The following is a 24,651-nucleotide window of genomic DNA, read 5'->3' as shown; positions in this document are numbered from 1 at the left end:
GCGTGGGTGGTGGGAGGGTCGGTTCACTGTCCGGGCTGCGGACTGGGCTGCGCGCTGTTCGGGGCGGCGGGCGGCGGAGCGGATCCGTAGGTCACCGGGAGGCCCGCGGGGGCCTTTCCGGTGGGCGCGACCTGGAGGGTCTTGAGTGCGAACTCCATGACCGTCTTGTAGATCGGGCCGCAGATCTGGCCGCCGAAGTAGCTGCCCTTGGTGGGGTTCTGGATCGCGCAGTAGACGGTGATCCGCGGGTTGTCGGCGGGGGCGAAGCCGGCGAAGGAGGCGGTGTAGCCCTTGTAGCGGCCGGTGGCCGGATCCACCCGGTTGGAGGTGCCGGTCTTGCCGCCGACCCGGTAGCCGGGGATCTTCGCCTTGGTTCCGGTGCCCTCCTGGTCGTCGACCACGGATTCGAGCATCTCGGAGAGGGTCTTGGCGGTCCCCTGGCTGATCACGCGGGTCTGTTCGGGCGCCGGGGCCGGCGTGAAGCGGCCGTCGGGTCCTTTGCTGCCGCGCACCAGGGTCGGGGTGATGCGGACCCCGCCGTTGGCGATCGTCGAGTAGACGGAGGCGGCCTGCATGGCGTTGAGGGACAGGCCCTGGCCGAAGGGGATCGTGTACTGCTGCGAGGTGGACCAGGCCTCCGGCTTGGCGAGGATGCCGCGGGACTCGCCGGGGTAGTTCAGGCCGGTGGGCCGTCCGATGCCGAACTTGTCCAGGTAGGAGTACAGGACCTTGTTGGCCTCGGGCTGGGTGGCGCCGAGCTGGCCGGTGGCCAGGATGGTGCCGATGTTGGAGGACTTGGCGAGGACCCCGTTGAGGGTCAGGTACCAGGTGGGGTGGTCGACGTCGTCCTTGAAGAGCCGGTCGCCGCGGTGCAGCCGGTTGGGGACCTCGACGTGGGTGTCGGGGGTGGCCTTCTTCTCCTCCAGGACGGCGGCCATCGAGACCACCTTGGCGGTGGAGCCGGGCTCGTAGACGTCCTGGAGGGCGGCGTTGCCCATGGCGGCGGAGCTGGCCCGGCTGAGGTCGTTGGGGTCGAAGCCGGGGGCGTTGGCCATGGCGAGGACCTCGCCGGTGCGGGTGTCCTGGACGACGACGTAGCCGCGGTCGGCGCCGGACTTCTCGACCTGCTCGGTGATGGCGCTCTGCGCGGCCCACTGGATGTCGCGGTCGATGGTCAGCTCGATGTCGTCGCCGGGCACGGCGGGCTTCTCGTGGGAGCCGGCGGTGGGCACGCGGCGGCCGCCGGACTGGGCGTAGGTGATCTCGCCGTCCTTGCCGGTCAGCTTCTTGTCGAGGGCGGACTCCAGGCCGCCGCCGCCCTTGCCCTCGGCGTTGACGTAGCCCAGTATCCCGGCGGCGAGGTCGCCGTTCGGGTACACGCGTTTGCTGCTGTTCTCGTTGAACACGCCGGCGATGACGTTGGCGCCGGGGCCGTTGTTGCGCTTGTCGGCGGCCGCCTTGTCGGCGAAGAGCTTCTTGAGGTCCTTGATCTGGTTCCAGACCTGGGGGGTCTGCCGGCGGGCCAGGACCACGTAGCGGGTGTCCTTGGTCTTCAGCCGGGCGGCGAGCTCTTTGGCGTCCTTGCCGAGGATGGGCGCGAGGAGGGCGGCGGCCTGCTCGGGGGCGTCGGGGGCCTTGCTCTCCTGGGGGGTGAACATCTTCGGGTCGGCGGTGATGTCGTACGCGTCGACGCTGGTGGCCAGGGCGACGCCCTTGCGGTCGGTGATCTCCCCGCGCTCGGCGGCCAGGCGGTAGCTGGCGAAGCGGTTCTCGGTGGCCTTGGCGGAGTACGCGGAGGCGTCGACGGCCTGCACCTGGAGGAGCCGGACGACGAAGGCGAGCATCACGAGGGTGAGCCCGACGCCGACGAGGCGCAGCCGGGGCCGCGGGTTGCCGAGCCGGATGGTGTGCGGGGTGCGCTGCGCGCCGACCCGGCCACCGGTCCGGGGCCTGCCCGGCCCCGGCACCCTGGCGCTCACGCGCCCGCCGCCTGTCGCGACACCGGCCCGCCATGGGCCAGGGGCGGCCGCGTGGGCGACCCGGGGCTGCCGCCCGGTTTTCCAGCCCGCCCCGCAGGGAACCGGGCGGAGCTCGGGGTCCGCGTCACTGCGTCACCTGCCTGGGGTCGGGGTGGGCTGCGGGGTCCCGCTCGCGGCGGGCTGGACCGGACCGTCCGGGTTCTGCGTGGCGGCCGGGACGGGCGCGGGCGGCGCGGAGGAGGGGGCCGGGGACGGCGGCGGCGGGGCCTCCGCCACCACCGGGCTGCCGGCGGTCTTCCCGTCGGGCCCGAGGAAGACGGGGCTGCCGCCGGGCACCAGGCCCAGCTCGCGGGCCCGCCGCTGGAGGGCGTCGGGGGCGGAGTACCCGTCGACGTCCCGCTGGAGCGCCTGCTGCTCGTCGGTCAGCGCGGTGGTCTCCTTCTTCAGCTTGCTCAGCTGGAAGGACCCCTGGTTGAGCGCCGAGTTCAGCAGCAGCAGGCTGATCAGGCCCCCGGCCAGCAGTGCCACGACCAGCAGCACGAACGGCATCTTCGCCGCCTGCCGGGTGCCGCCGGAGCCGGTGCGGGGCCCGCCGGGCCGGCCGCCCCGTACCAGGCGGGCCGCCTGCCCGCGGGTCAGCGTGGCCACCTTCCCGGCCCTCCCCGCCGCCTTCCCGGCCTTGGTCACAGCCGCGCCTCGCGGATGCGCTCGACGCCACGGAACCGGGCCGGGGCGGCCCGCCGGTTCTCGGCGATCTCCTCCTCCGTGGGCAGTTCCGCGCCGCGCGTGAGCAGCTTCAGCTTCGGCTGGTACTTCTCCGGTACGACGGGCAGCCCGGGCGGGGCCGTGGAGGTGGCGCCGGCCGCGAAGACCTGCTTGACGAGCCGGTCCTCCAGGGAGTGGTAGGAGAGGACCGCGATCCGCCCGCCGACCGAGATCCGGTCGACCGCGGCCGGGATGGCCCGCTCCAGTCCGGCCAGCTCCCCGTTGACCTCGATGCGCAGGGCCTGGAAGGTCCGCTTGGCGGGGTTGCCGCCGGTGCGCTTGGCCGCCTGGGGCAGCGCGTCGCGGATCAGCTCGACCAGGCGGGCGCTGTTGGTGAAGGGCTCCTTCTCGCGCTCGCGCACGATCGCGGAGACGATCCGCTTGGCCTGCTTCTCCTCGCCGTACTGGCGCAGGATGCGGACGAGCTCGCCGGGGGCGTAGGTGTTGAGGACCTCGGCGGCGCTGATGCCGGTCGTCTGGTCCATGCGCATGTCCAGCGGGGCGTCCTGGGCGTAGGCGAACCCGCGGTCGGCCTCGTCGAGCTGCATGGAGGAGACGCCGAGGTCGAAGAGGATGCCCTGGACCGTCGGCAGCCCCAGGCCGTCGAGGACCTCGGCGAGGTCGGCGTAGATCGCGTGGACGAGGGTGGCCCGGTCGCCGAAGGGGGCGAGGCGCTCGCCGGAGAGCCGCAGGGCCTCCTTGTCGCGGTCCAGGCCGATCAGGCGTACCTCGGGGAACCGGGTCAGCAGGGCCTCGCTGTGGCCGCCGAGGCCGAGGGTGCAGTCGACGACGACGGCCCCCGGCCTCTCCAGCGCCGGGGCCAACAGGTCCAGGCACCGCTGGAGCATCACCGGGACATGTCGGGACTCGCTAGTCAAAGCGCCCTCTCAGATAACGGCGCGGCAGGCATACGCCGCGCCGCGCACGCGGAGTGTTACCAGGGGGCCGGGCGGCCGGTGGGGCCGGGCTCCGGCCGGTTCGCGTCACTTTAGTGCAACGCCCGCCCCGGTCAACGAACCGCCCCGCACGCGGTGCGCCCTTCCCCGGCCGCACCCGCAAAAGCCGTGAATCACCCGGACAGCGGCCTCCGTCTCACTCCTGTGGGTTAGCTCACAACAAGCATTGTTGACCTTCTTTGTCCCTCCTCACCCCATGCCCGGGCGGGCTGTGACCACTAACGTCGTATCCATGACGACATCCGCATCCCTGCCCGCACACCCCGCGCCCACGGCATCCGGCGGCGAGTCCGTCACGGACAGGCTCGTCGCGGCCAACCGCCGTTACGCAGCCGCGTTCACCGACCCGGGCATGGACGCCCGGCCCGTCCTGCACGTGGCCGTCGTGGCCTGCATGGACGCCCGCCTCGACCTGCACAAGGCCCTCGGCCTGGAGCTCGGCGACTGCCACACCATCCGCAACGCGGGCGGCGTGGTCACCGACGACACCATCCGCTCGCTCACCATCAGCCAGCGCGCCCTGGGCACCCGGGCCGTGATACTGATCCACCACACGGGATGTGGTCTCGAAAGCCTGACCGAGGACTTCCGGCACGAGCTGGAGGACGAGGTCGGCCAGCGCCCCGCCTGGGCCGTCGAGGCCTTCCGCGACGTGGACCAGGACGTGCGCCAGTCCATGCAGCGGGTTCGTACGAACCCCTTCCTGCCCCACCGGGACGATGTGCGAGGCTTCGTCTTCGACGTGCACACCGGGCTCCTGCGGGAGATCGATCCGGCCACCTGAGTGACAGAGCGCCGGACGCCGTCAAGAATGCGGTGAGACGTCGCCCGGCACCCCTCCGTGGCGGTGTCCGTGTTTCGGGGTGGGCCGGTCCATGCGCCAAGGGCGTCGGCCCTGGGAAAGGGCCGAGGAGAACAGGTGACCACGTACGACGACCGAGCGAGCCTCGCTGATCTGACCAGCACGGCCGAGCGGGTCCGCCAGTCGGTCGAGCGCGTGATCGAGGGCAAGCCCGAGGTCGTCCGCCTCGCGCTGACGGTGCTGCTGGCCGAGGGCCACCTGCTCATCGAGGACGTGCCCGGCGTCGGCAAGACGATGCTGGCCAAGACCCTGGCCAAGTCCATCGACTGCTCGGTCCAGCGCATCCAGTTCACCCCGGACCTGCTGCCCTCGGACATCACCGGCGTCAGCATCTACGACCAGCAGCGCCGCGAGTTCGAGTTCAAGCCGGGCGCGATCTTCGCCCAGATCGTCATCGGCGACGAGATCAACCGCGCCTCCCCCAAGACCCAGTCGGCACTGCTGGAGTCCATGGAGGAGCGGCAGGTCACCATCGACGGCACCACCTACGCCCTGCCCAGCCCGTTCATGGTCGTCGCGACCCAGAACCCGGTCGAGATGGAGGGCACCTACCCCCTCCCCGAGGCCCAGCGCGACCGCTTCATGGCCCGCGTCTCCGTCGGCTACCCCAGCCCCGAGGCCGAGCTGGAGATGCTCGACGTGCACGGCGGGCTCTCCCCGCTCGACGACCTCACCGCCGTCGCGCACGCCCACGACATCGTCAAGCTGATAGAGGCCGTCCGCGAGGTGTACGTGGCCGCGCCGGTCAAGCGCTACGTCGTCGACCTGGTCTCCGCCACCCGCAGCCACCCGGACCTGCGCCTGGGCGCCTCCCCCCGCGCCACCCTGCACCTGCTGCGCGCCGTCAAGGCCGGCGCCGCCCTGTCCGGCCGCGAATACGTGCTGCCCGACGACGTCCAGCAGCTGGCCGCGCCCGTCCTCGCGCACCGGCTCCTGCCCACCGCGCAGGCCCAGCTGAACCGGCGCACCGCCGAGCAGGTCGTCCACGACATCCTCCAGCGCACGCCGGTCCCCGCCGCGCACACCCGCGGCGAGGTGCCGCCCGGCGCGGGCGCCCGGAGCTTCTGATGGCCGCCGGTGCCCCGCACGGCGCCGGCGGGCACGCCCGGAACCCCGGCGGGGTGCGCGCCTCGCTGTCCGGGCTCACCACCCGGGGCCGCTCGTTCCTCGCCGCCGGGGCCGCCGCCGCCGTCTGCGCGTACGTCCTCGGTCAGGGCCAGCTGCTGCGGGTCGGGCTGCTGCTCGTCGTCCTGCCGCTGATCTGCGTCCTGGCCCTGCACCGCACCCGCCACCAGGTCACCGCCGGCCGCCGGCTGACCCCGCCGCGGGTGGCCGCCGGCGGCGAGGCCCGGGTGCAGCTGCGGCTGGAGAACGTCTCCCGGATGCCCACGGGGCTGCTGATGCTCCAGGACCGGGTGCCCTACGTGCTGGGGCCCCGGCCCCGTTTCGTACTGGACCGGGTCGAGCAGGGCGGGCGCCGCGAGGTGTCCTACCGGGTCCGCTCCGACCTGCGCGGCCGCTACCCGCTGGGCCCCCTCCAGCTGCGGCTCACCGACCCCTTCGGGATGGTCGAGCTGACCCGCTCCTTCACCGCCTACGACACCCTCACCGTCGTCCCGCGCACCCAGCCCCTGCCCGCGGTCCGGATGACCGGCGAGGCGGGCGGCCACGGCGACGGCACCCGCCGCTCCCTGGCCCTGGCCGGCGAGGACGACGTGATCCCCCGCACCTACCGGCGCGGCGACGACCTGCGCCGGGTCCACTGGCGCTCCACCGCCCGCTACGGCGAGCTGATGGTCCGCCGCGAGGAGCAGCCCCAGCGCAGCAAGGCCACCGTCCTGCTGGACACCCGCTACCTCGCCTACGAGGGCGCCGGCCCCGACTCCGCGTTCGAGTGGGCGGTCTCGGCCGCCGCCTCCACCCTGCTGCACGTCCTGGAGCAGGGCTTCGCGGCGCGGCTGCTCACCGACACCGGCGACTCGGTGCCCGGCGCCGGCGCCTTCGCCGGCGGAACCTCCGGCTCGGGCCCGGAGTCCGCCGAGGCGGCCGGGCTGATGATGGACACCCTCGCGATCGTCGGCCACTCCGAGGGCGCGGGCCTGAGCCGCGCCTACGACACGCTGCGCGGCGGGCCGGGCTCCGGCTCCCCGGGCGGCGACGGACTGCTGGTCGCCTTCTTCGGCGACCTGGACGAGGAACAGAGCGAGATGGCGGCCCGGATGCGGCAGCGCAGCGCGGCCGCCGTGGCGTTCGTACTGGACTCCGCACTGTGGGCCGGAGCGCCCTCGCGGGTGGAGGAACGGCTGCGCGGGCTGCGCGACGCGGGCTGGACGGCACTGGCCGTCCCGCCCGGCGCCGCCTTCGCCGAACTGTGGCGGCAGGCCGGGAACGCCCCCCTCGGCACGCACACACCCGGAGGCCTGGGATGAGCGGGCGGACGCGCGTGACGCTGTTCGGAACGCTGGCGACGCTGCTGACCTCCTGGTCGCTGGCCCCGCTGGTGGAGACCTCCGGCTGGCTGGTCCAGGCGGCCCTGCTGCTGGCCGTGCAGGCCGCGGTGGGCGCCGGGGCGCGGCGGGTGCCGCTGGCCCGGTCGCTGACCGTGGGCGCGCAGCTGCTGGTGTCGCTGCTGCTGCTCGCCTTCCTCTTCGCGGGGAAGGCCGAGTCCACCGGGAGCGGGCCGCTGGCCTTCCTGGTCACCGACTTCGCCGGGCTGTTCCAGCAGGGCGTGCGGGACGTGGGCGAGTTCGCCATACCGGCGCCGCTGACCGACGGCATCCGGCTGCTGCTGCTGTCCGGGGTGCTGCTGATCGGGCTGCTGGTGGACGCGCTGGCGGTGACGCTGCGGACGGCCGCGGCGGCCGGTCTGCCGCTGCTGGCGCTGTACTCGGTGGCCGCCGGGCTGTCGGCCGGGCACGGCCGGACCTGGATCGCGTTCCTGCTGGCCGGCGCGGGCTACCTGATGATGCTGCTGTCGGAGGGGCGCGACCGGCTGGCCCAGTGGGGCCGGGTCTTCGGCGGGGCCCCCAACGCCCGTACGCCCGCCTCGGCCGCCTCCGGCTACGGCGCCGGCGGGGCCGGGGGCACGCGCGCCCTGGCCCCCGTACGCACCGGGCGCCGGATCGGCGCGGTCGCGCTGGGCCTGGCGCTGGCGGTGCCGGCCGCGCTGCCGTCGCTCGGCGGCGGGCTGCTGGGAACCCCGGGCGAGGACTCCGCCGCGGCGGGCGGGGGCGGCGGGACGATCTCCGCGGTGAACCCGCTGGTCTCGCTGCAGAGCAGCCTGAACGCGCAGGACAACCGGGTCGTCATGAAGTACCGCACGGACAGCCCGCAGCTCGCCGAGCAGTACCTGCGGATCCTGGCCCTCGACGAGTTCAACGGGGTCAAGTGGGAGGCGTCCGCCCGCCCGCTGACGGACGTCCCGCAGCGGCTGCCGAACCCGGCGGGGCTCGCCGAGCAGGTCCGCGAGAACGCGGTCGAGGTGCGCACCACGGTCTCGGCGGCGGACAGCTACGCCCAGCGCTACCTGCCGATGCCGTACCCGGCGACGCAGGTGGACATCGGCGGAAAGTGGCGCTTCGAGCCGGTGGGCCGGACCCTGGTCGGCGACCAGCTGGGCAAGGACCGCTTCCAGAACGTGCAGGGCGCGCAGTACACCGTACGGAGCCTGCTGCTGCGGCCCACGGCGGCGCAGCTGCAGTCGGCCCCGGCCGCGAACCCGGCGGTGCACGGGGAGTACACCAGGCTGCCGGACAACCTGCCGCCGGTGGTGGCGGAGACGGCGCGGCGGGTGACGCAGGGCGCGAAGGACGACTACACGCGGGCGGTGAAGCTCCAGGACTTCTTCGCGGTGAACGGCGGCTTCCGCTACGACACGAAGGTGTCCTCGGGTACGGGTTCGCAGGCCATCGCCCGCTTCCTGGAGGACAAGGAGGGCTTCTGCGTCCACTTCGCCTTCTCGATGGCGGCGATGTCGCGGACGCTGGGGATCCCGGCGCGGGTCGCGGTCGGTTTCACCCCGGGCGAGAAGCAGTCCGACGGCACGGTGAACGTCTCGATGCGGGACGCGCACGCCTGGCCGGAGCTGTACTTCGAGGGGGTGGGCTGGACCCGGTTCGAGCCCACGCCGCGCTCGGGCATCACGGTCCCGGACTACAGCCGCACCGACACCCCGGCCCCGCAGCCGTCCGCGTCGTCCGCGCTGCCCTCGCAGTCGGCGTCGGCTCCGGCGCCGATGCCGTCCGCGCAGACCGACGCCTGCACGCCGGAGCTGAAGAAGCTCGGCGAGTGCGGCGGGCCGGTGGCCGGGCAGAACACCGCGTCGGGCTCCGGCGGGGTGTCGGCGGGCACGGTCCTGGGCTGGGTCGCGGTGGCGCTGCTGGTGCTGGGGCTTCCGCTGCTGCCGCTGCTGTGGCGCCGCCGGGTACGCGGGCGGCGGCTGGGCTCGGGCGGTGTGCCGCAGGCCTGGCGGGAGCTGGGCGACTGCGCCTGGGACGTGGGCATCCCGCCGGACGAGGCGCTGTCGCCGCGCGGCGCGGCCGGCCGGGTGGTGGTGCTGGGCCGGCTGGAGGGTGAGGCCGCCGAGGCGGTGCACCGGGTGGCGGGCGCGGTGGAGCGGGTGCTGTACGCCCCGCCCGGCGCGGAGGTCTCGTACCCCGGGCTGGCGGCGGACGTCCTCGCGGCCCGGGCGGCGCTGCTGGCCGGGGTCGGGCGGTTCGCCCGCCTGCGGGCGCTGCTGTTGCCGCGGTCGGGGGCGCGGGTCGGCTCCGCCGTGTCGGCTCGGCTGTCGGCCGCCTCGGCGGTCCTTTCCCGCGCCGTCGGCCGCGTACGCCTCCCGCTCCGCAACCGGGGCTGAGCCGCTGGGGGCGCCGCTGCGCGGGGCTGGGAGACGGAAAAACGCCGGTGCGGCCGGGCTCGTTCCCCCCGAGCCCGGACGCACCGGCGTGTGTTTCACCGGGCAGGTAGCCGGCCCGCTCCGCGGCCCCGTGTCCGCGGTGCGGGGCGACCTGCCCTTGTCCTGCACCCCCAGTCTGCTGTTTCCGCAGGTGGGAGCCCATCCGTATCCGTACTCATCTGTACGGCTGAGTACGGATACTCAGTTCTACGCCGCCGACGGCGGCCACGGCACCGCCGACCGGGGGTCACCGGCTCCCGCTGACCCGGCCCCGCAGCAGCAGCGACAGCGCGGAGTGGACGTCGTCCAGCGAGCGCTCGCTCTGGAAGGCCTGCCAGTCCAGCGCGGCCACCAGCACCATCCCCACCAGCGCGGCCGCCGTCAGCGGCACGTCGATCTCCCCGCTGAGCTCCCCCCGCTCGACCCCTTCCCGCAGCACCGACTCGACGACCGCCACCGCCTGGCCCCGGACCACCATCAGGGTGCCCTGCCAGGCGCGGTTGGTGCGCCAGAGCTCGGCGACGTAGAGCTGGGTGAAGGCCGGGTAGCGGTCGATGAAGACCAGGCCCGCCCGGATCATCGCGTCGAGGGCCTCGATCCGGCTGCCGCCGCGCGCTTCCGTCTCGTCCGCCGCCGCCCGCAGCGAGGCGGTCAGCAGCCCCACCCCGTGCCGCAGGAGCTCCTCGAAGAGTTCGGTCTTGCTCGCGAAGTTGTAGTAGACGGTGCCCTTCGCCACGCCCGCCCGCTCGGCGATCTCGTCGACCGTGGTCGCGGAGAAGCCCTGCTCCGCGATGAGGGTGACGGCCGCCTCGTACAGCTTCTGTCGCGTGGCCTGCCGCCGGGCCCCGCCGGCGGTGGTGCTGCTGCTTTCCATGGCGCTGATTCTCACAGGTCAACAGCCCCTTACAGGCTCAGTTCGGGGTGCAGCCGGTCCATCGTCCACACCTGCTTGCCGCGGGCGGCGAGCGTGGTGAGGGCCAGGGCCCCGGCCGTGAAGGCCAGCAGGACCGCGCCGCCCTGCCACACCGGGGTGAGGTCGCCGCCGGTGATCAGGCGGCGCAGGCTCGCGACGATGTACGACATCGGCAGGTACGGGTGGATCGCGTTGAAGAAGTCCGGGCTGGTCTGGACGGGGTAGGTGCCGCCCGCCGAGGTCAGCTGGAGCATCAGGACGGCGAGGACCAGGATGCGGCCGGCCGCGCCGAACTTGGCGTTCAGCCACTGGACGATCGCCGCGAAACAGGCGGTGACCAGCACCAGGAACCCGATGGTCAGGGCCGGGTGGGCCATCTGCAGGCCGAGGCCGGGGGCCCAGTGGAGTACGGACATCAGCGCGCCCACCTGCGCGGCGCCGAGGCCGACCACGGGCAGCCAGCCCGCGAGGGCGATCCGCCAGGGCGAGGCGCCCGCGGCCAGGGCCCGCTTGTTCATGGGGGCGATCAGCATGTAGGCGACCATCGCGCCGACCCAGAGGGAGAGCGGGATGAAGTACGGGGCGAAGCCGGTGCCGTAGTTGGGCGCCTTGTGCGAGGCCTGGCTGGCGAGCTGGACGGGGTCGGCCATGACCTGCGTACGGGCGTCGCGCTGCTTCTGGTCGTAGTCCGGGATCTTGCCGGCGCCGTCGTGGAGGCCGCCGGCGAGCTGGCCGGTGCCGTCGGCCAGCTTGAACATGCCGCCGTTGAGCTGCTGGGCGCCGTCGCCGAGCTTGCCGACGCCCTCGCCGAGCTTGCCGGAGCCGCCGGCGGCGGTGCCGATGCCGGCGTGCAGCTTGACCATGCCGTCGGCGACCTGGTGGGCGCCGCTGTTGAGGGCGTTGGCCTTGGCGACCGCGGCGTTGAGGTCTCCGGCGAGGCCGGGGGCCTTGTCGGCGAGCTCGCGGGCCTTGTTCTCCAGGTCGGTCAGCTGGCCCCGGAGCTTGGTGATGTCGCCCTTGCCGTTGCCGAGGACGGTGTTCGTGTCGGCGGTCAGCAGGGCGGCCTCGGCCGCGTCGTCCTTGATCTTCTTCTGCGTCTCGCAGAAGCCCGCGGGGAGCTTGGGGTCGGGCTTGGCGCAGTACTTGGTGTAGTTGGAGTCCGCGAGGCCCGAGAGGCGCTTGGTGACCGCGGCGGCGGCCGGGGCCCGCTCGACGGCCTTGTCGAGGTGGTTGTTGACGACGCGGGCGGTGTCGGCGACCAGCTTGGCGGTGTCCGCGAGGTTCTTGGGGTCCTTGACGAAGGGACGGGCCTTGTCGGCGGCGCCGTTCGCGAGGTCGGCGACCTTCTGGGTGCCCTCGGCGACCTGCCGGGAGCCGGTCTCCAGCTTGCCGGCGGCCTCGTTGAGCTTGTTCAGGCCTCCGGTGAGCTCGCCGGACTTCTCCTTGGCCGTGTCGAGGCCGTCGGCCAGGTCCTTGGCGCCCTGCTGGGCCTTGTCCGCGCCGTCCTTGAGCTGGTCGGCGCCGTCGGCGGCCTCGGCGGTCTTGTCGTGCAGGTCGGAGAAGTTGACGAAGATCTTGTCGAGGAACTTGCGGGAGGCCTTGGCGGAGGCGGCCGAGCGGACCTCGGAGAAGACGGTGCGCGAGATCGAGCCGACGATGTAGTTGTTGGCGTCGTTCGTGCGGACCTGGAGGGCCCCGGTGGTGGGGTCGGCGCCGCCGCTGGAGGCGATCTTCTCGCTGAAGTCGGCGGGCATGGTCAGGGAGAGGAAGTACTTCCCGTCCTCCAGCCCCTTCGCCGCCTCGTCGGCGTCGACCACGCGCCAGTCGAAGGTCTTGCGCTCGCGCAGGTTCCTGGTGATCTCACCGCCGACGTCGAGGTGCTCGCCGTTGACGGTGGCACCCTTGTCGGCGTTGACGAGGGCGACGGGCACCTGGTCGAGGCGCTTGTACGGGTCCCAGAACGACCACAGGTACAGGGCCCCGTAGAGCAGGGGCAGCAGGAGCAGCGCGACGAGGGCGGCCCGGGGCAGCTTCCCCCGACCGAACCTCTTCAGCTCAAGCGCGGCCAGTTTCGGCGATCGCATCGTCCGCCCCCTTCGTGTCTTCGTCCGCGTCTTCGTCGTCGTTGTCGGTGCGGGTTTCGGCGTCGGTTTCCTTTTCCGCCGGGGTGCCCCAGGTGACCTTCGGGGTCTCGGGGCGGGAGGTGGCGGGCGCGGAGGCGGCCGGCCCGGCGGCGGGCTGCTCCTGGGCCGTCGGGCCCGTGCGGAGCACCGTCACGTCCTGCGGGGCCTCGCTGCACACCGCGAGGACGGTGGTGCCGCGGGCGGCCACCGAGCGGAGCAGGGCCCAGGCCTCGGCGCGTTCGGCGTCCGAGAGCTTGATGTCGAGGTCGTCGAGGGCCAGCAGCCGGGGGGCGCCCAGCAGGGCGATGGCCACCGAAAGCCGGATGCCCTCCAGCCGCTCCAGGTCCCGTACGGAGGTGCGCAGGCCCTTGGGCAGGGTGGCCGGGTCCAGTCCGACGGCGGCCAGGGCCTCCTCGATGCGGGCCGGGGCCGAGGCTCCGTGCGCGCCGCGCGGGCGCAGCAGGGTGCGGAGGGGGGCGTCGTAGCGGCGCTGGAGCATGGCGCCCTCGCGCAGCTGCTCGGCGACGGTGAGGGCCTGGTCGAGCTCGTTGACGCCGGGGACCGGGCCGAGGGCGGTGATGCGGCGTACCGCGGCCATCTTCTTCGGCAGCCGGTGGCGGCCGATCTCGGCGTGGCCCTCGGTGGGTTTCATCCGCCCGGTGAGGGCGAGGAGCAGGCAGGTGCGGCCGCTGCCGGAGGGGCCTTCGACCGCGATGAGCGAGCCGGGCTCCGCGTCGATGCCGATGCCCCGGAAGGCCCAGCCGCGCGGGCCCTTGAGTCCGAAGCCCTCGGCCTTGACGGCGGCTCCGTGCGGGCTGTCCACGCCCCTCCCCCTTCTTTTGAACTGACCAGTCAGTTCAAAAACTAGCAGGTTCGGGGCCAAGAGCCCCACAGGAGGGGGAGTTTGGGGGCAAAAGTGCAGGTCAGGGCGATTGTCAGTGGGGGCCGTCAGGATGGATCCACGAACGCACGCACATCCGGCACCGCCGAGCACCACGCAACGACAGGAGGTTCGTCATGGCCACACCGTCCCCGTCCCCTGTCCACCCCGTCCCGCGCAGGCAGGCCGCGCCCCCGGCCGCCCTGGACCTGCTCGCCAAGGCCCGCAGCGGCCTGGCCGAGGCCGCCCTGCTGCCCCGGCCCAACGAGCGGTACGCCACCGCCCACCTCGCCGCCCTGCGCACCGCCGCGGCGGTGCTCGCCGCGCGCGGCAGGCCCGAGCCGGTCAACCCGAGGCGCCGGCCCCGGATCCGCAGCGCGTGGGAGGTGCTGCCGGAGATAGCGCCGGAGCTCACCGAGTGGAGCGCCCTGTTCGCCTCCGGCGCGGCCCGCCGCGCCCGGGCCGAGGCGGGGATACGGGACGCGGCCACCAGCCGGGACGCGGACGACCTCGTGCGCGAGGCCGGGATGTTCCTGCGCCTGGTGGAGCGGATGCTCGCCCTGCAGCCCGTGGCGCAGCCCCTGCCGCAGCCCCGCCCGGAGCGTCCGGACGCGGGATGAGCTGCGCGGTCGGCTGAGGCAATAGGGTGGGGCACGCAGCGCCTCCCGCCTCTCACGCCACCGAGGAGTCATCAGTCGTGTCGGACAATTCCCGCCCCCGCGCCTCCCTCCGCACCGCCGTGGTGTGGGAGGTCCTCAAGGAGGCCCTCGACCGCCGGGTCAAGGCGACCGGGCGGGATGTGCTGGACGTCCTCGACACCGGAGGCGGCACCGGCCGGTTCGCCGTGCCCGTGGCCCGGCTGGGCCACCGGGTGACCGTGGTCGACCCCAGCCCGAACGCGCTGTTCGGGCTGGAGCGCCGGGTCGCCGAGGAAGGCGTCGCCGACCTGGTGCGCGGGGTCCAGGGCGACGCCCAGGGCCTGCTGGACGTCGTCGAGCAGGGCGCGTACGACGTGGTGATCTGCCACGGCGTGCTGGAGTACGTGGACGACCCGGCCGAGGGCGTGGCCAACGCCGTCGCCGCGCTGCGCCCCGGAGGCGTCCTCAGCCTGCTCGGCGCCGGCCTGGGCGGAGCCGTCCTGGCGCGGGCCCTGGCCGGGCACTTCACCGAGGCCCGCACCGCGCTCACCGACCCGGCCGGCCGCTGGGGCTCCGGCGACCCGGTGCCGCGCCGCTTCACCGCCGAGCAGCTGACGGACCTCGTCGCCGGAGCCGGCCTGGAGGTCGGCTCCGTGCACGGTGTGCGGATCTTCGCCGACCTCGTGCCCGGCGTCCTGGTGGACACCGAACCCGGCGCGGTGGAGGCGCTGCAGCGCCTGGAGGAGGCCGCCGCCGAGCTGCCCGCCTTCCACGCGGTGGCCACGCAGCTCCACGTCCTCGGCGAGAAGCCCGCCTGATCTGCGGACCCGGCCCGGGCGGGCTCAAGCGAGACCCCTCCGTTCCCGCGCCGTGACCCGTATGATCGGAACACCGCTCGGCATGGCGGACCGCTCATTGGGGAATAAGCGCCTCAGTGACCGCGCTGGCGACGGTACGTTTCACGCAGTGGTTGTCCACGCAGTGGTTTTCTCGCTCAGCGATTTGCAGAATGTGGCGTAGAGGGCGGGTATCACGGGGGCGATTCCCCGCCTATCCTGAAGGGGACCCCTGGTCGCTACCCCCCGCGACCGACGGATGAGGAGGACTCCCGTGCCGCTCTCGGAGCACGAGCAGCGAATGCTCGAGCAGATGGAGCGAGCGCTGTACGCCGAAGACCCCAAGTTCGCGACAGCGCTTGAGGGCAGTGGACTGCGCACGTACACCCGGCGCCGGGTATACCAGGCAGTCGCAGGCATTGTGGTGGGTATCGCGCTCCTCATGACCGGTGTGATCTGGCAGGAAGTGCTCTGGATCAGCGTGGTGGGATTCCTCGTCATGCTGGCCTGTACGGTCCTCGTGGTCACCGGTTGGCGCAAGGCACCCAAGCCCGGCGAGCAGCCCGTCTCCGGAAGTGCAGGCGGTTCGGCCCGTGGCCAGAACCGGCAGCGTCGGTCGATGATGACCCGTATCGAGGAACGGTGGCAGCGCCGCCGGGACGAACAGGGGCATTAGCCCCCGTACCCATTCCGTCCGGTGAGGGGACGGCCGCGTGATGGGGGCCGTCCCCTCACCGTTTCCGTCCCGCTGCGGCATGATGCCGGTGTGAGTGTGCTCCCCCTGGTCTTCACCAGCGGCTGGGCCAGCGGGATCAACGCCTACGCCGTGGTCCTCCTGCTCGGCATCTTCGGCGCGACCGGCCTGACCGACGAGGTCCCGGCCTCCCTCCAGCGCACCGACGTGCTCGTCGTGGCGGGGGTGCTGTTCCTGTGCGAGGCGGTCGCGGACAAGATCCCGTACGTGGACTCCGTCTGGGACTCCGTCCACACCGTGATCCGCCCGGCCTCCGGAGCCGTGGTCGGCGCCCTCCTCGCCGGGCAGAGCGGCTCGCTCCCCGACATCGCCGCCGGGGCCCTCGGCGGCTCCACCGCGCTGGCCAGCCATCTCGTCAAGGCCGGCACCAGGATGGCCGTCAACACCTCGCCCGAACCGTTCAGCAACATCGCGCTGAGCACCGCCGAGGACCTCGGCGTGGGCGGCATCCTCACCTTCGCCATATTCCACCCGACGGCCGCCGCCGTCATCGCGGCCGTACTGCTCGCCGCCGGCCTGGCGATACTGGTCTTCCTCTGGAGCCGGATCCGGCGCTTCCGCCGGCGCCGGGCCCAACGCCGCGAGGAGAAGCGAATGGCAGCAGTCCGAGGAGGCCCGCCGCACTGACCCGCTGACCTCGCTCGATGGGCCCGGCGCTCGCTCGATAGGCTCAGCGCCATGGCAAGAATTGCGGTGATCGGCGCCGGCATGGGCGCGATGGCGACGGCGGCCCGGCTGGCCGTGGCGGGCCACCAGGTGACGGTGTACGAGCGCGGCTCCACCTACGGCGGCGCGCTCGGCCGTTACGAGCGCGACGGCTTCGCCTTCGACACCGGACCGGGGCTGCTGCACCTGCCCGCCGTCTACCGCGACCTGTTCGTGAAGACCGGCAAGCAGCCGCTGGAGGACAGGGTCGAGATGCTCCAGGTGGACCCGGCCGTCCGCCACGTCCTGGACCACGCCTCCGTCACCCTCCCCGGCGCCTCCCGCGGCGGGGTCGCCGCCGCCCTCGACGAGACCTTCGGCGCGGGCGCGGGCGAGCGCTGGAACGACCTGCTGGGCCGCGCCCGCGACACCTGGGACGCCACCCGCCGCCCCCTGCTGGAGGAGCCGCTGCGCCCCGACTGGCAGGTCCTGGGCCGCGACCCCTACCCGGCCCTGCGCGGCAGCGGCCTGCTGCGCCGCCGTCAGCCGACCCTGGCCGAGGTGGCCCGGCGCGAACTGGGCGGCGGGCTCGGGGAGCTGCTGCGCGGGCGTGTCCTGGCGTACGGGCTCGACCCCGACTCGGCGCCCGCCGCCGCGGCGGCCCTGCCGTACATGGAGCAGACCTTCGGCACCTGGTACGTCCGGGGCGGCATGCGCGAGCTGGCCACCGCCGTGTACGAGCGCTGCCTGGAGCGGAAGGTGGAGTTCGTCTTCGGCGCCCCCGTGAAGGCCGTGCTGACCCGCGACGGGCGGGCGGCCGGGGTGCGGCTGGCCGACGGCACCGAGGCCGGGGCCGACTCCGTCGTCTGCGGCATCGACCCGAGGCAGCTCCCGGCCGGCTCGGTGTCCTGGCCGCGCGGCAGCGTGCAGGCCCGGGGCGGCTCGGTGCCCGGCCGGCTGACCCTGCTGCTCGCCCTGCGCGGCGGCCGCCCGGCGGAAGCCGTCCACCGCACGCTGGTGCACTCCCCCGGCTCCGCCGCCGTCCAGCTGGTCACGGTGCTGCGCCCGGACGACCCGTCCACCCGGCCCGACGCGGACCACGAGGCGGTGACCGTGAGCGCCGTGTGCGGCCCCGCGGGCGGGGCCGCGGTCCCCGACCCGGAGAAGCTGCTGGACCTGGCCGCACGGGCCGTCCCGGACCTGCGCAAGCGGCTGCTGTGGCAGGAGGTCCGTACGCCGGCGCACGTGGAGGCGGCCACCGGCGCCAGGGGCGGCTCGGTGCCCGCGCCGGCCCTGCCGGGCGACGGCGGGCGCCTGCTGTACCCCGCGAACGCGACCGGGCTGCCCGGGCTGTACCTCGCGGGCGGCTGGGCGCACCCCGGCGGCGGGCTCGCGCACGCGGGGATGACCGGGGCCCTGGTGGCCGGGCTGATCGTGGAGGGGGCGGAGTTCCGCGGCTCGCAGTGAGCCGCCACCGCCGACGCAGAAGGGGGAGGGCCCGGCTCGTGCGAGCCGGGCCCTCCCCCTGCGTGCGTCAGTAGCGGTACTGCCCGTACTCGCCGTTGCCCTGGTACGGGTACCCCTGCGGCGGCTGCTGCGGGTCCTGCTCCGGGTAGGGCTGCGGGGCGGCGTCGGTGGCGCGCTGCTGCGGGACCCAGACCCCGCCGGGCGGGGTGTCCATGGAGTACTGCTGCTGCGCGGGGTCGGCGTACTGCTGGTAGTCGTACGGCTGGCCCGGGGAGACCGCGCCGCCGGTGCCGATGTACGGGTCCGAGTAGGCGGCGTAGACCTGCTGTTCGCCCCCCGGGTAGCCGCCGGTGTAGTCGTAGCCGCCCTGGCCCTGCTGGGGGTCGTAGTAGGCGGCGTGCTGCCCGCCGCCCTGCCCGTCCGCCGCGAACGGCGAGGCGAAGGCGGCGGTGGCGTCGGGCTGCTGGGGGGCGAAGCTCTGTATCCCGTACGAGCCGGTGTCCTCGGGCACCGGCTGCGGGATGAAGACGTTGTCCTCGGCCCGGCCGGCGTCGTCGGCGTCACGGGAGGGGTCCGGGCCCTGGGAGCCGTACTCCAGCCCGGTCACCTCCAGCCCGGTCACCTCCAGCGCGGGCTCCGGGCGCGGCGCGGCGTTCCCGGAGCGGCGGCGTCTGCTCTGCGCCGCCTGGCGCACGGGCTCGCCGCCCTTGCCCTTGCGCAGGGCCCAGCCGGCGACGAAGCCCTTGCGGAAGGAGAGCGTCACCAGGGTCTGGCCGACGGCGAAGGCGGTCGCGCCGACGGCGATGACCAGCACCGACGGCAGCACGACCCCGGCCACGACGCCGAGGAACCCGGCGAAGGCGAGCAGGCGCCAGCGCAGCCGGGCCTTGTACTGCATCAGGACCTCGGCAAGCAGCCACAACGCGACGAAAGCGAACGCGATGTAGAGGACCGTCATTCCCATGCAAGGCCCCTCTCGGTACGGCCGAACCGCGCGGGAGACGGGAGACGGCCGATCAGGCCCGCTGGTGCAGGCCCAGGTTCTCGTAGATTTCGAGGGTCGCCGTGGAATTGTTCAGCGTGATGAAGTGCAGTCCCGGAACACCTTCGGACAGCAGCCGCGCGCAGAACTCCGTGGCGAACTCGATGCCAATGGAGCGTACAGCGGCCGGATCGTCCTTGACGGCGAGCATGCGGTCTTTCACGGCGTCAGGGAAGACCGCGTTGCTCAGCTGGGGCAGTCGGTCGAGCTGCTTGATGCCCACAACGGGCATGACCTCGGGGATGATCGGGGTCTCGCAGCCCGCCTTCTGGACGCTGTCGCGCAGCCGCAGATAATTCTCGGGATCGAAGAACATCTGGGTGATGGCGTAGTCCGCCCCGGCGCGGCACTTGTCCACGAAGTGCCGGATGTCCGTATCCCAGTTCTCCGAGCGGGGGTGCATCTCGGGGAAGGCCGCGACGCCGACGCAGAAGTCGCCGGACTCCTTGAGCAGGCGCACCAGGTCGGCCGCGTAGTCCACGCCCTCGGGGTGCTTGACCCAGGGGCCCATGGGGTCGCCCGGCGGGTCGCCGCGCAGCGCGAGCATGTTGCGGATGCCGGCGTCGGCGAACTGGCCGATCACGTGGCGCAGCTCGGCGATGGAGTGGTCCACGGCGGTGAGGTGCGCGACGGGGGTCAGCGTGGTGTTGGCGGCGATCTGCTCGGTGGCGCGGACGGTGCCGCCCCGGGTGGAGCCGCCGGCTCCGTACGTGACGGATACGAAGCTCGGGGAGACCGCCTCGATGCGGCGGAGCGCGTTCCAGAGGTTGCGCTCGCCCTTCTCGGTCTTGGGAGCCCAGAACTCGAAGGAATACGAGGCTCCGGACGCGAGGAGGTCGCGGACCGTGTGTGCACGGTCCGACCAGGTGGAAGCGGTACCAAGGGCCATACGGGCAGGTTAGACGGGCCCCGGCGGACGTCGAAGCGTTGTCCATCCCTTGGACAGATTTTTGGACACCCTGGCGCGGGCGCGATCGCGGCACGAGGTCCGTGCGAGTGCGCCGCGAGTCCGGCGGGCGGAGTGACGCGTTATGCCAGGCGGGCGCGGATCCGCTTGGCCAGGTCGGCGGCGGCGGCGCCGGGGTCGGAGGCCTCGGTGAGGGCGCGGACGACGACCACACGGGTGGCGCCGGCGTCGAGGACCTCGTCCAGGTTGCCGGCGTCGATGCCGCCGATGGCGAACCAGGGGCGGTCCTGCTCCAGGGAGGCCGCGTAGCGGACGAGGCCGAGGCCGGGGGCGTAGCGGCCGGGCTTGGTGGGGGTGGGCCAGCAGGGGCCGGTGCAGAAGTAGTCCACGCCGGGTTCGGCGACGGCGGCGTCCACCTCGGACTCGGCGTGGCAGGAGCGTCCGATCAGGACGTCCCGGCCGAGGATGGCGCGGGCGGCGGGGACGGGGATGTCGCCCTGGCCGAGGTGCAGGACGTCGGAGCCGATGGCGTGCGCGACGTCGGCGCGGTCGTTGACGGCGAGGAGCTTGCCGTGGCGGCGGGCGGCCTCGGCGAAGACCTGGAGGTGTTCGAGCTCCTCGCCGGCCTCCATGCCCTTGTCGCGGAGCTGGACGACGTCCACTCCGCCGGCCAGGACGGCGTCGAGGAACTCGGGGAGGTCGCCCTGCCGCTTGCGGGCGTCCGTGCACAGGTAGAGCCGGGCGTCGGACAGCTGCTGCATGGGAGGACCCCCTGGTGGTGAAGGAATGCGGGCGGGCCGAGGTTACCCGGCCCGCCCGCTTCCGTGGTTCAGCCGCTCAGAGGGCGAGCGCCTGGGCGCGGCGCTTCACCTCCGTGCCGCGGTTCTCGCGCAGCGCCTGCACGGGGGTTCCGGGCAGGGAGGGGTCCTCGGTGAAGAGCCACTCCAGCATCTCCTCGTCGGAGAAGCGGTCGTCGCGCAGCACCGTCAGCAGGCCGACGAGTCCCTTGACGACCTTGTCGCCGTCGATGAACTGGGCCGGAACCTGCAGGGCGCGGTTCTCGCCCCGGCGTACGGCGATCAGCTGCCCTTCCTTGACCATCTGGCGGACCCGGGTCACCTCGATGTCGAGCATCTCCGCGATGTCGGGGAGGTACAGCCAGGAGGGGACGAGGGCATCGATCTTTGCGTCAATCTCGGTCACGGACACAAGCCTGCCACCTCCGCGGGGCGGCCGGTACCTGGCCCCGTCCGTCCGAGTCCGTCCGCGTAGACGCGGATCCGCCCGGATCGGGGCCCGCGTCCGGGTACGGGCCCCTGCCGGAGGGGCGGTCAGAGGGTGGCGGACTTCAGCGGCACGGTCTCGTCGGCGGCCTTGGCCGGGTCGACGGGGACGCCCGACTCGATCAGCTTGCGCCCCTGGGCCAGGTCCCGGGGCCGGCCGACGGCCAGGACGGCGACGAGGGCGCCCGCGCGCAGCCAGCACACCGACCAGGCGTCGCCGTCGGGGTCGCCGCGCCACAGCAGGGTGTCGGCGCCGCCGTGGTGGCCCGCGTACTGGACGAAGCGGCCGAACTGCTCGGACCAGAAGTACGGCACGGGGTCGTAGGCCTGGACGGCCTCGCCCGCGACGATGTTCGCCGCGACCACGCGGGGGCCCTGGAGGGCGTTGTCCCAGTGGTGGACCAGCAGCCGGGCCCCGTAGCGGGCGGACGGGAAGGAGGAGCAGTCGCCGACGGCGTACACCCCGGGCAGGGAGGTGCGCAGGTGGGCGTCGGCGGTGACGGAGCCGTCGGGGCCGCGCTCGATCCCGCTGCCGTCGAGCCAGTCGGTGGCGGGGCGGGCGCCGATGCCGACGACGACGGCCCCGGCGGGCAGCTCGCGGCCGTCGGCGAGGAGCACCCGGCCCTCCTCGATCCCGGCGACCTTCGCACCGGTGAGCAGGGTGGCCCCGGCTCCGGCGTACCAGCGGGCCATGGGGGCGGCGACCTCCGCGGGCAGGGCCCCGGCGAGGACCCGGTCGGCCGCCTCGACGACGGTGACGGCGCAGCCGGCCTCGCGGGCGGCGGTGGCGAACTCGGCGCCGATCCAGCCGGCCCCGACGACGACGATCTCGGGGGCGGCGGCCAGCACCGGGCGCAGCCGGGCGGCGTCGTCGAGGGTGCGCAGCAGGTGGACGCCGGGGACGCCCCCGGTGCCGGGCAGGGTCAGCGGGGTCGCCCCGGTGGCCAGGACGAGGACCTCGTAGGGGACCGGGCCGGCTTCGGTGTCCAGCTCGCGGTCGGCGGCGCGCAGCCCGGTGACCTCGGTGCCCAGGCGCAGGGTGATGCGCAGGCCCTCGAAGTCCACGTCGAAGGCCGAGTCCTCGGCCTTGCCGAGCAGCACCGCCTTGGACAGCGGGGGGCGGTCGTAGGGCTGGTGGGGTTCGGCGCCCAGCAGGGTCACGGGGCCGGTCCAGCCCTGTTCCCGCAGGGCCACCGCGGTCTGCACCCCGGCCATTCCGGCGCCGACGATCACGACACCGGGCTTCGTCTGTTCCGTCTGCTCACTCACGCGGCCAGCCTAGCCAGCTGACGACCCGTCAGGAAAGGCGGGTCGGGGTGACGCAGGGAGGCAGCCTTACCCGGCACCCTCCCCGGGGTTACGCTGGCCACCGTACCTATCGCGGGAGTCCGGGCGCACCGGGCTGAGAGGGAGGCTGGCCGGCCTCCGACCGTACGAACCTGATCCGGGTCATGCCGGCGAAGGGAGGGGCTGGACGCCCATGCACGCATCCGACAAGGGATCCGACCACCGGGGCCACGACGTCCTCGTCATCGGTGGCGGGATCATCGGCCTGGTCACCGCCTGGCGGGCGGCCCGGCGCGGGCTGCGCACCGCGCTCGCCGATCCGGACCCCGGCGGCGGCGCCGCCCGGGTCGCGGCCGGCATGCTCGCCGCCGTCACCGAGCTGCACTACGGCGAGGAAACCCTGCTGGGGCTCAACGTGGCCTCCGCCGCCCGCTACCCGGAGTTCGCCGCCGAGCTCACCGAGGCCAGCGGGGGTATGGACCTCGGCTACCGCGCCTGCGGCACCCTGGCCGTCGCCCTCGACGCCGACGACCGCCTCCACCTGCGGGAACTCCACGCCCTCCAGCGCCGCTGCGGCCTGGAGTCCGAGTGGCTCACCGGCCGCGAGTGCCGCCGCCTGGAACCCATGCTCGCCCCGGGGGTGCGCGGCGGGCTGCGCGTCGACGGGGACCACCAGGTGGACCCGCGCCGCCTCGCGGCCGCGCTGCTGGCCGCCTGCGAGCGGGCCGGCGTGGCCATCCACCGGGCGAGCGCCCGCCGGCTGCTCGTCACCGCCGACCGGGCCTCGGGCGCACTGCTCGACGGCGGCACGGAGCTGCGCGCCGACCAGGTGGTCCTCGCCGCGGGCTCGCTCAGCGGCCGGCTGGAGGGCGTACCGGCACACGTCCTGCCGCCCGTACGGCCGGTGAAGGGGCAGGTGCTGCGGCTCGCCGTACCGCCCGCCTACGCGCCGTTCCTGTCGCGGACGGTACGGGCCGTGGTGCGCGGCAGCCACGTCTACCTGGTGCCGCGCGAGAACGGCGAGCTCGTCCTCGGCGCCACCAGCGAGGAGCTCGGCTGGGACACCACCGTCACCGCCGGCGGGGTCTACGAGCTGCTGCGCGACGCCCACGAGCTGGTCCCCGGCATCACCGAGCTCCCGCTCGTCGAGACCCGGGCGGGGCTGCGCCCGTGCTCCCCCGACAACGCGCCGCTCCTCGGCCCGACCGACCTGCCCGGCCTGCACCTGGCCACCGGCCACTACCGCAACGGGGTCCTGCTGACCCCGCTCACCGGCGACGTCATGGCGGAGCTGCTGACCACCGGCACCGTGCCGGAGATCGCCCGCCCCTTCACCCCCCGCCGCTTCTCCTCCACGCGTCAGGAGTCCCTCGCATGACCATCTCCGTCAACGGCGAGCCGCGCGAGGTCGCGGCCGGCACCACCCTCGACGCCGTGGTCGCCACCCTGACCGCCGCCGCCTCCGGCGTGGCCGCCGCCCTCAACGAGACGGTCGTCCCGCGCGGGCAGTGGCCGTACACCGCGGTCGGCGACGGCGACCGGGTGGAGATCCTCACCGCGGTCCAGGGAGGCTGAGCGCGATGGCCGACGATCTGTTCACCCTGGGCGGCCGGACCTTCTCCTCCCGCCTGATCATGGGCACGGGCGGGGCCCCGAGCCTGGACGTCCTGGAACGCGCCCTGATCGCCTCCGGCACCGAACTGACCACGGTCGCGATGCGCCGCCTGGACCCGACGGTGCAGGGCTCGGTCCTGTCGGTCCTGTCCAAGCTCGGCATCGCGGTCCTGCCGAACACCGCGGGCTGCTTCACGGCCGGCGAGGCCGTACTGACGGCCCGGCTGGCACGGGAGGCGCTGGGCACGGACTGGATCAAGCTGGAGGTGGTCGCGGACGAGCGGACGCTGCTGCCGGACGGCGTCGAGCTGCTGGACGCGGCGGAGGTGCTGGTCGACGAGGGCTTCACGGTCCTCCCCTACACCAACGACGACCCGGTCCTCGCCCGGAAGCTGGAGGACGTGGGCTGTGCGGCGATCATGCCGCTGGGCTCGCCGATCGGCTCCGGGATGGGCATCCGCAACCCGCACAACTTCGAGCTGATCGTGGAGCGGGCCGGGGTGCCGGTGATCCTCGACGCGGGGGCGGGGACGGCGTCGGACGCCGCGCTCGCGATGGAGCTGGGGTGCGCGGGGGTCATGCTGGCCTCCGCGGTGACCCGCGCACAGGAGCCGGTCCTCATGGCGGCGGCCATGCGCGACGCCGTCTCGGCGGGCCGCCTGGCCCACCGCGCGGGCCGCATCCCCCAACGCCGCTTCGCCCACGCCTCCTCCCCGGCGGACGGCCGCGCCGCCTTGGACCCGGAGCGGCCGGCGTTCTGAGGGGTCGCCCGGCTTCCCCGACGGCGAGGCGGGGTCGGGGGTTCG

23 protein-coding genes and 1 riboswitch are annotated in these 24,651 nt (G+C 73.8%); of the genes, 12 read left to right on the top strand and 11 right to left on the bottom strand.

What is annotated here, in order from left to right:
* Window positions 1–23 precede the first annotated feature (23 nt).
* The 3 genes from AB0F18_RS06020 to rsmH form a co-directional block, all read right to left on the bottom strand.
* Window positions 24–1,967: a penicillin-binding protein 2 gene (locus tag AB0F18_RS06020; RefSeq protein WP_362055520.1), complete on the bottom strand. Its 1,944-nt coding sequence runs from the start codon at window positions 1,965–1,967 to the stop codon at window positions 24–26.
* Between the two features lie 144 nt (window positions 1,968–2,111).
* A complete protein-coding gene (locus AB0F18_RS06015) occupies window positions 2,112–2,594 on the bottom strand; it encodes a hypothetical protein (RefSeq protein WP_362055518.1) in 483 nt (160 codons plus the stop codon).
* 68 nt (window positions 2,595–2,662) lie between these two features.
* Window positions 2,663–3,622 carry a 16S rRNA (cytosine(1402)-N(4))-methyltransferase RsmH gene (gene rsmH, locus AB0F18_RS06010; protein ID WP_362055435.1) on the bottom strand — a complete coding sequence of 320 codons (960 nt, stop codon included), beginning with the start codon at window positions 3,620–3,622 and terminating at the stop codon, window positions 2,663–2,665.
* 274 nt (window positions 3,623–3,896) lie between these two features.
* On the opposite strand from rsmH, the gene AB0F18_RS06005 reads away from it, so the two are divergent.
* The 4 genes from AB0F18_RS06005 (at window position 3,897) to AB0F18_RS05990 (ending at window position 9,417) form a co-directional block, all read left to right on the top strand.
* On the top strand, window positions 3,897–4,484 hold the full coding sequence (locus AB0F18_RS06005; RefSeq protein WP_362055433.1) for a carbonic anhydrase: 588 nt from the start codon (window positions 3,897–3,899) through the stop codon (window positions 4,482–4,484).
* 135 nt (window positions 4,485–4,619) lie between these two features.
* Window positions 4,620–5,630, top strand: a complete 1,011-nt coding sequence (locus AB0F18_RS06000; protein ID WP_362055431.1) for a MoxR family ATPase — start codon at window positions 4,620–4,622, stop codon at window positions 5,628–5,630.
* Window positions 5,630–6,991, top strand: coding sequence for a DUF58 domain-containing protein (locus AB0F18_RS05995; RefSeq protein ID WP_362055429.1), 1,362 nt, complete (start codon window positions 5,630–5,632; stop codon window positions 6,989–6,991). Before AB0F18_RS06000 ends, AB0F18_RS05995 begins: the two co-directional genes overlap by 1 nt.
* Before the next feature lie 14 nt (window positions 6,992–7,005).
* Window positions 7,006–9,417 carry a DUF3488 and transglutaminase-like domain-containing protein gene (locus AB0F18_RS05990; protein ID WP_362055428.1) on the top strand — a complete coding sequence of 804 codons (2,412 nt, stop codon included), beginning with the start codon at window positions 7,006–7,008 and terminating at the stop codon, window positions 9,415–9,417.
* A gap of 286 nt (window positions 9,418–9,703) precedes the next feature.
* On the opposite strand, the gene AB0F18_RS05985 is transcribed toward AB0F18_RS05990, so the two are convergent.
* From AB0F18_RS05985 to AB0F18_RS05975, 3 genes are read right to left on the bottom strand one after another with little or no spacing between them, the layout of a single operon-like run.
* Window positions 9,704–10,330, bottom strand: coding sequence for a TetR/AcrR family transcriptional regulator (locus AB0F18_RS05985; protein WP_362055426.1), 627 nt, complete (start codon window positions 10,328–10,330; stop codon window positions 9,704–9,706).
* Window positions 10,331–10,359: 29 nt separating this feature from the next.
* Window positions 10,360–12,453 carry a YhgE/Pip domain-containing protein gene (locus tag AB0F18_RS05980; protein WP_362055424.1) on the bottom strand — a complete coding sequence of 698 codons (2,094 nt, stop codon included), beginning with the start codon at window positions 12,451–12,453 and terminating at the stop codon, window positions 10,360–10,362.
* The gene (locus AB0F18_RS05975) at window positions 12,425–13,315 is read right to left on the bottom strand and encodes an ATP-binding cassette domain-containing protein (RefSeq protein ID WP_362055422.1); all 891 of its coding nucleotides are present in this window, start codon (window positions 13,313–13,315) and stop codon (window positions 12,425–12,427) included. The genes AB0F18_RS05980 and AB0F18_RS05975 overlap by 29 nt, the downstream gene beginning before the upstream one ends.
* Before the next feature lie 194 nt (window positions 13,316–13,509).
* On the opposite strand from AB0F18_RS05975, the gene AB0F18_RS05970 reads away from it, so the two are divergent.
* The 5 genes from AB0F18_RS05970 to AB0F18_RS05950 all read left to right on the top strand — a co-directional run bounded on the left by AB0F18_RS05970 (window position 13,510) and on the right by AB0F18_RS05950 (window position 17,712).
* On the top strand, window positions 13,510–13,992 hold the full coding sequence (locus AB0F18_RS05970; RefSeq protein WP_362055420.1) for an SAV_6107 family HEPN domain-containing protein: 483 nt from the start codon (window positions 13,510–13,512) through the stop codon (window positions 13,990–13,992).
* Window positions 13,993–14,069: 77 nt separating this feature from the next.
* Window positions 14,070–14,828, top strand: a complete 759-nt coding sequence (locus AB0F18_RS05965) for a methyltransferase (RefSeq protein WP_362055418.1) — start codon at window positions 14,070–14,072, stop codon at window positions 14,826–14,828.
* Window positions 14,829–15,120: 292 nt separating this feature from the next.
* A complete protein-coding gene (locus tag AB0F18_RS05960) occupies window positions 15,121–15,522 on the top strand; it encodes a DUF3040 domain-containing protein (protein ID WP_362055416.1) in 402 nt (133 codons plus the stop codon).
* A 90-nt stretch (window positions 15,523–15,612) separates the two neighbouring features.
* Window positions 15,613–16,227 (top strand): DUF4126 domain-containing protein, encoded by a 615-nt coding sequence (locus tag AB0F18_RS05955; protein ID WP_362055415.1) that lies wholly within the window; start codon window positions 15,613–15,615, stop codon window positions 16,225–16,227.
* Window positions 16,228–16,278: 51 nt separating this feature from the next.
* On the top strand, window positions 16,279–17,712 hold the full coding sequence (locus AB0F18_RS05950) for an NAD(P)/FAD-dependent oxidoreductase (protein ID WP_362055413.1): 1,434 nt from the start codon (window positions 16,279–16,281) through the stop codon (window positions 17,710–17,712).
* 67 nt (window positions 17,713–17,779) lie between these two features.
* Here AB0F18_RS05950 and AB0F18_RS05945 read toward each other — a convergent pair whose 3' ends face one another.
* The 5 genes from AB0F18_RS05945 to AB0F18_RS05925 all read right to left on the bottom strand — a co-directional run bounded on the left by AB0F18_RS05945 (window position 17,780) and on the right by AB0F18_RS05925 (window position 22,213).
* Window positions 17,780–18,676 (bottom strand): hypothetical protein, encoded by an 897-nt coding sequence (locus AB0F18_RS05945; RefSeq protein ID WP_362055411.1) that lies wholly within the window; start codon window positions 18,674–18,676, stop codon window positions 17,780–17,782.
* Window positions 18,677–18,728: 52 nt separating this feature from the next.
* A complete protein-coding gene (metF, locus tag AB0F18_RS05940) occupies window positions 18,729–19,643 on the bottom strand; it encodes a methylenetetrahydrofolate reductase [NAD(P)H] (RefSeq protein ID WP_362055409.1) in 915 nt (304 codons plus the stop codon).
* Between the two features lie 140 nt (window positions 19,644–19,783).
* Window positions 19,784–20,422, bottom strand: a complete 639-nt coding sequence (gene thiE, locus AB0F18_RS05935) for a thiamine phosphate synthase (RefSeq protein WP_362055407.1) — start codon at window positions 20,420–20,422, stop codon at window positions 19,784–19,786.
* Between the two features lie 76 nt (window positions 20,423–20,498).
* Window positions 20,499–20,864: an Rv2175c family DNA-binding protein gene (locus tag AB0F18_RS05930; protein ID WP_042803199.1), complete on the bottom strand. Its 366-nt coding sequence runs from the start codon at window positions 20,862–20,864 to the stop codon at window positions 20,499–20,501.
* Between the two features lie 128 nt (window positions 20,865–20,992).
* Window positions 20,993–22,213, bottom strand: coding sequence for an FAD-dependent oxidoreductase (locus AB0F18_RS05925; RefSeq protein ID WP_362055405.1), 1,221 nt, complete (start codon window positions 22,211–22,213; stop codon window positions 20,993–20,995).
* Between the two features lie 101 nt (window positions 22,214–22,314).
* Window positions 22,315–22,427: riboswitch (TPP riboswitch) on the top strand.
* Here AB0F18_RS05925 and thiO point away from each other — a divergent pair.
* The 3 genes from thiO to AB0F18_RS05910 all read left to right on the top strand — a co-directional run bounded on the left by thiO (window position 22,425) and on the right by AB0F18_RS05910 (window position 24,606).
* Complete coding sequence (gene thiO / locus AB0F18_RS05920; RefSeq protein WP_362055403.1) at window positions 22,425–23,609, top strand: glycine oxidase ThiO; 1,185 nt, start codon at window positions 22,425–22,427, stop codon at window positions 23,607–23,609. Its footprint overlaps the riboswitch before it by 3 nt.
* The gene (thiS, locus tag AB0F18_RS05915; RefSeq protein ID WP_362055401.1) at window positions 23,606–23,806 is read left to right on the top strand and encodes a sulfur carrier protein ThiS; all 201 of its coding nucleotides are present in this window, start codon (window positions 23,606–23,608) and stop codon (window positions 23,804–23,806) included. The genes thiO and thiS overlap by 4 nt, the downstream gene beginning before the upstream one ends.
* Window positions 23,807–23,811: 5 nt before the next feature.
* Window positions 23,812–24,606: a thiazole synthase gene (locus AB0F18_RS05910; RefSeq protein ID WP_362055399.1), complete on the top strand. Its 795-nt coding sequence runs from the start codon at window positions 23,812–23,814 to the stop codon at window positions 24,604–24,606.
* The last annotated feature ends 45 nt before the right edge of the window (window positions 24,607–24,651 follow it).

The organism is Streptomyces sp. NPDC029216, assembly GCF_040648015.1.
GTDB lineage: Bacteria > Actinomycetota > Actinomycetes > Streptomycetales > Streptomycetaceae > Streptomyces.
This window is presented reverse-complemented; position numbering and strand designations above follow the sequence as displayed.

Excerpts from the sequence above, each read along its gene's own strand:
- AB0F18_RS06005 (WP_362055433.1), top strand. The coding sequence starts at position 3,897 with ATGCCCGGGCGGGCTGTGACCACTAACGTCGTATCCATGACGACATCC.
- AB0F18_RS05995 (WP_362055429.1), top strand. The coding sequence starts at position 5,630 with ATGGCCGCCGGTGCCCCGCACGGCGCCGGCGGGCACGCCCGGAACCCC.
- AB0F18_RS05985 (WP_362055426.1), bottom strand. The coding sequence starts at position 10,330 with ATGGAAAGCAGCAGCACCACCGCCGGCGGGGCCCGGCGGCAGGCCACG.
- AB0F18_RS05980 (WP_362055424.1), bottom strand. The coding sequence starts at position 12,453 with ATGCGATCGCCGAAACTGGCCGCGCTTGAGCTGAAGAGGTTCGGTCGG.
- AB0F18_RS05970 (WP_362055420.1), top strand. The coding sequence starts at position 13,510 with ATGGCCACACCGTCCCCGTCCCCTGTCCACCCCGTCCCGCGCAGGCAG.
- AB0F18_RS05950 (WP_362055413.1), top strand. The coding sequence starts at position 16,279 with ATGGCAAGAATTGCGGTGATCGGCGCCGGCATGGGCGCGATGGCGACG.
- AB0F18_RS05945 (WP_362055411.1), bottom strand. The coding sequence starts at position 18,676 with ATGGGAATGACGGTCCTCTACATCGCGTTCGCTTTCGTCGCGTTGTGG.
- metF (WP_362055409.1), bottom strand. The coding sequence starts at position 19,643 with ATGGCCCTTGGTACCGCTTCCACCTGGTCGGACCGTGCACACACGGTC.
- thiE (WP_362055407.1), bottom strand. The coding sequence starts at position 20,422 with ATGCAGCAGCTGTCCGACGCCCGGCTCTACCTGTGCACGGACGCCCGC.
- thiO (WP_362055403.1), top strand. The coding sequence starts at position 22,425 with ATGCACGCATCCGACAAGGGATCCGACCACCGGGGCCACGACGTCCTC.
- thiS (WP_362055401.1), top strand. The coding sequence starts at position 23,606 with ATGACCATCTCCGTCAACGGCGAGCCGCGCGAGGTCGCGGCCGGCACC.
- AB0F18_RS05910 (WP_362055399.1), top strand. The coding sequence starts at position 23,812 with ATGGCCGACGATCTGTTCACCCTGGGCGGCCGGACCTTCTCCTCCCGC.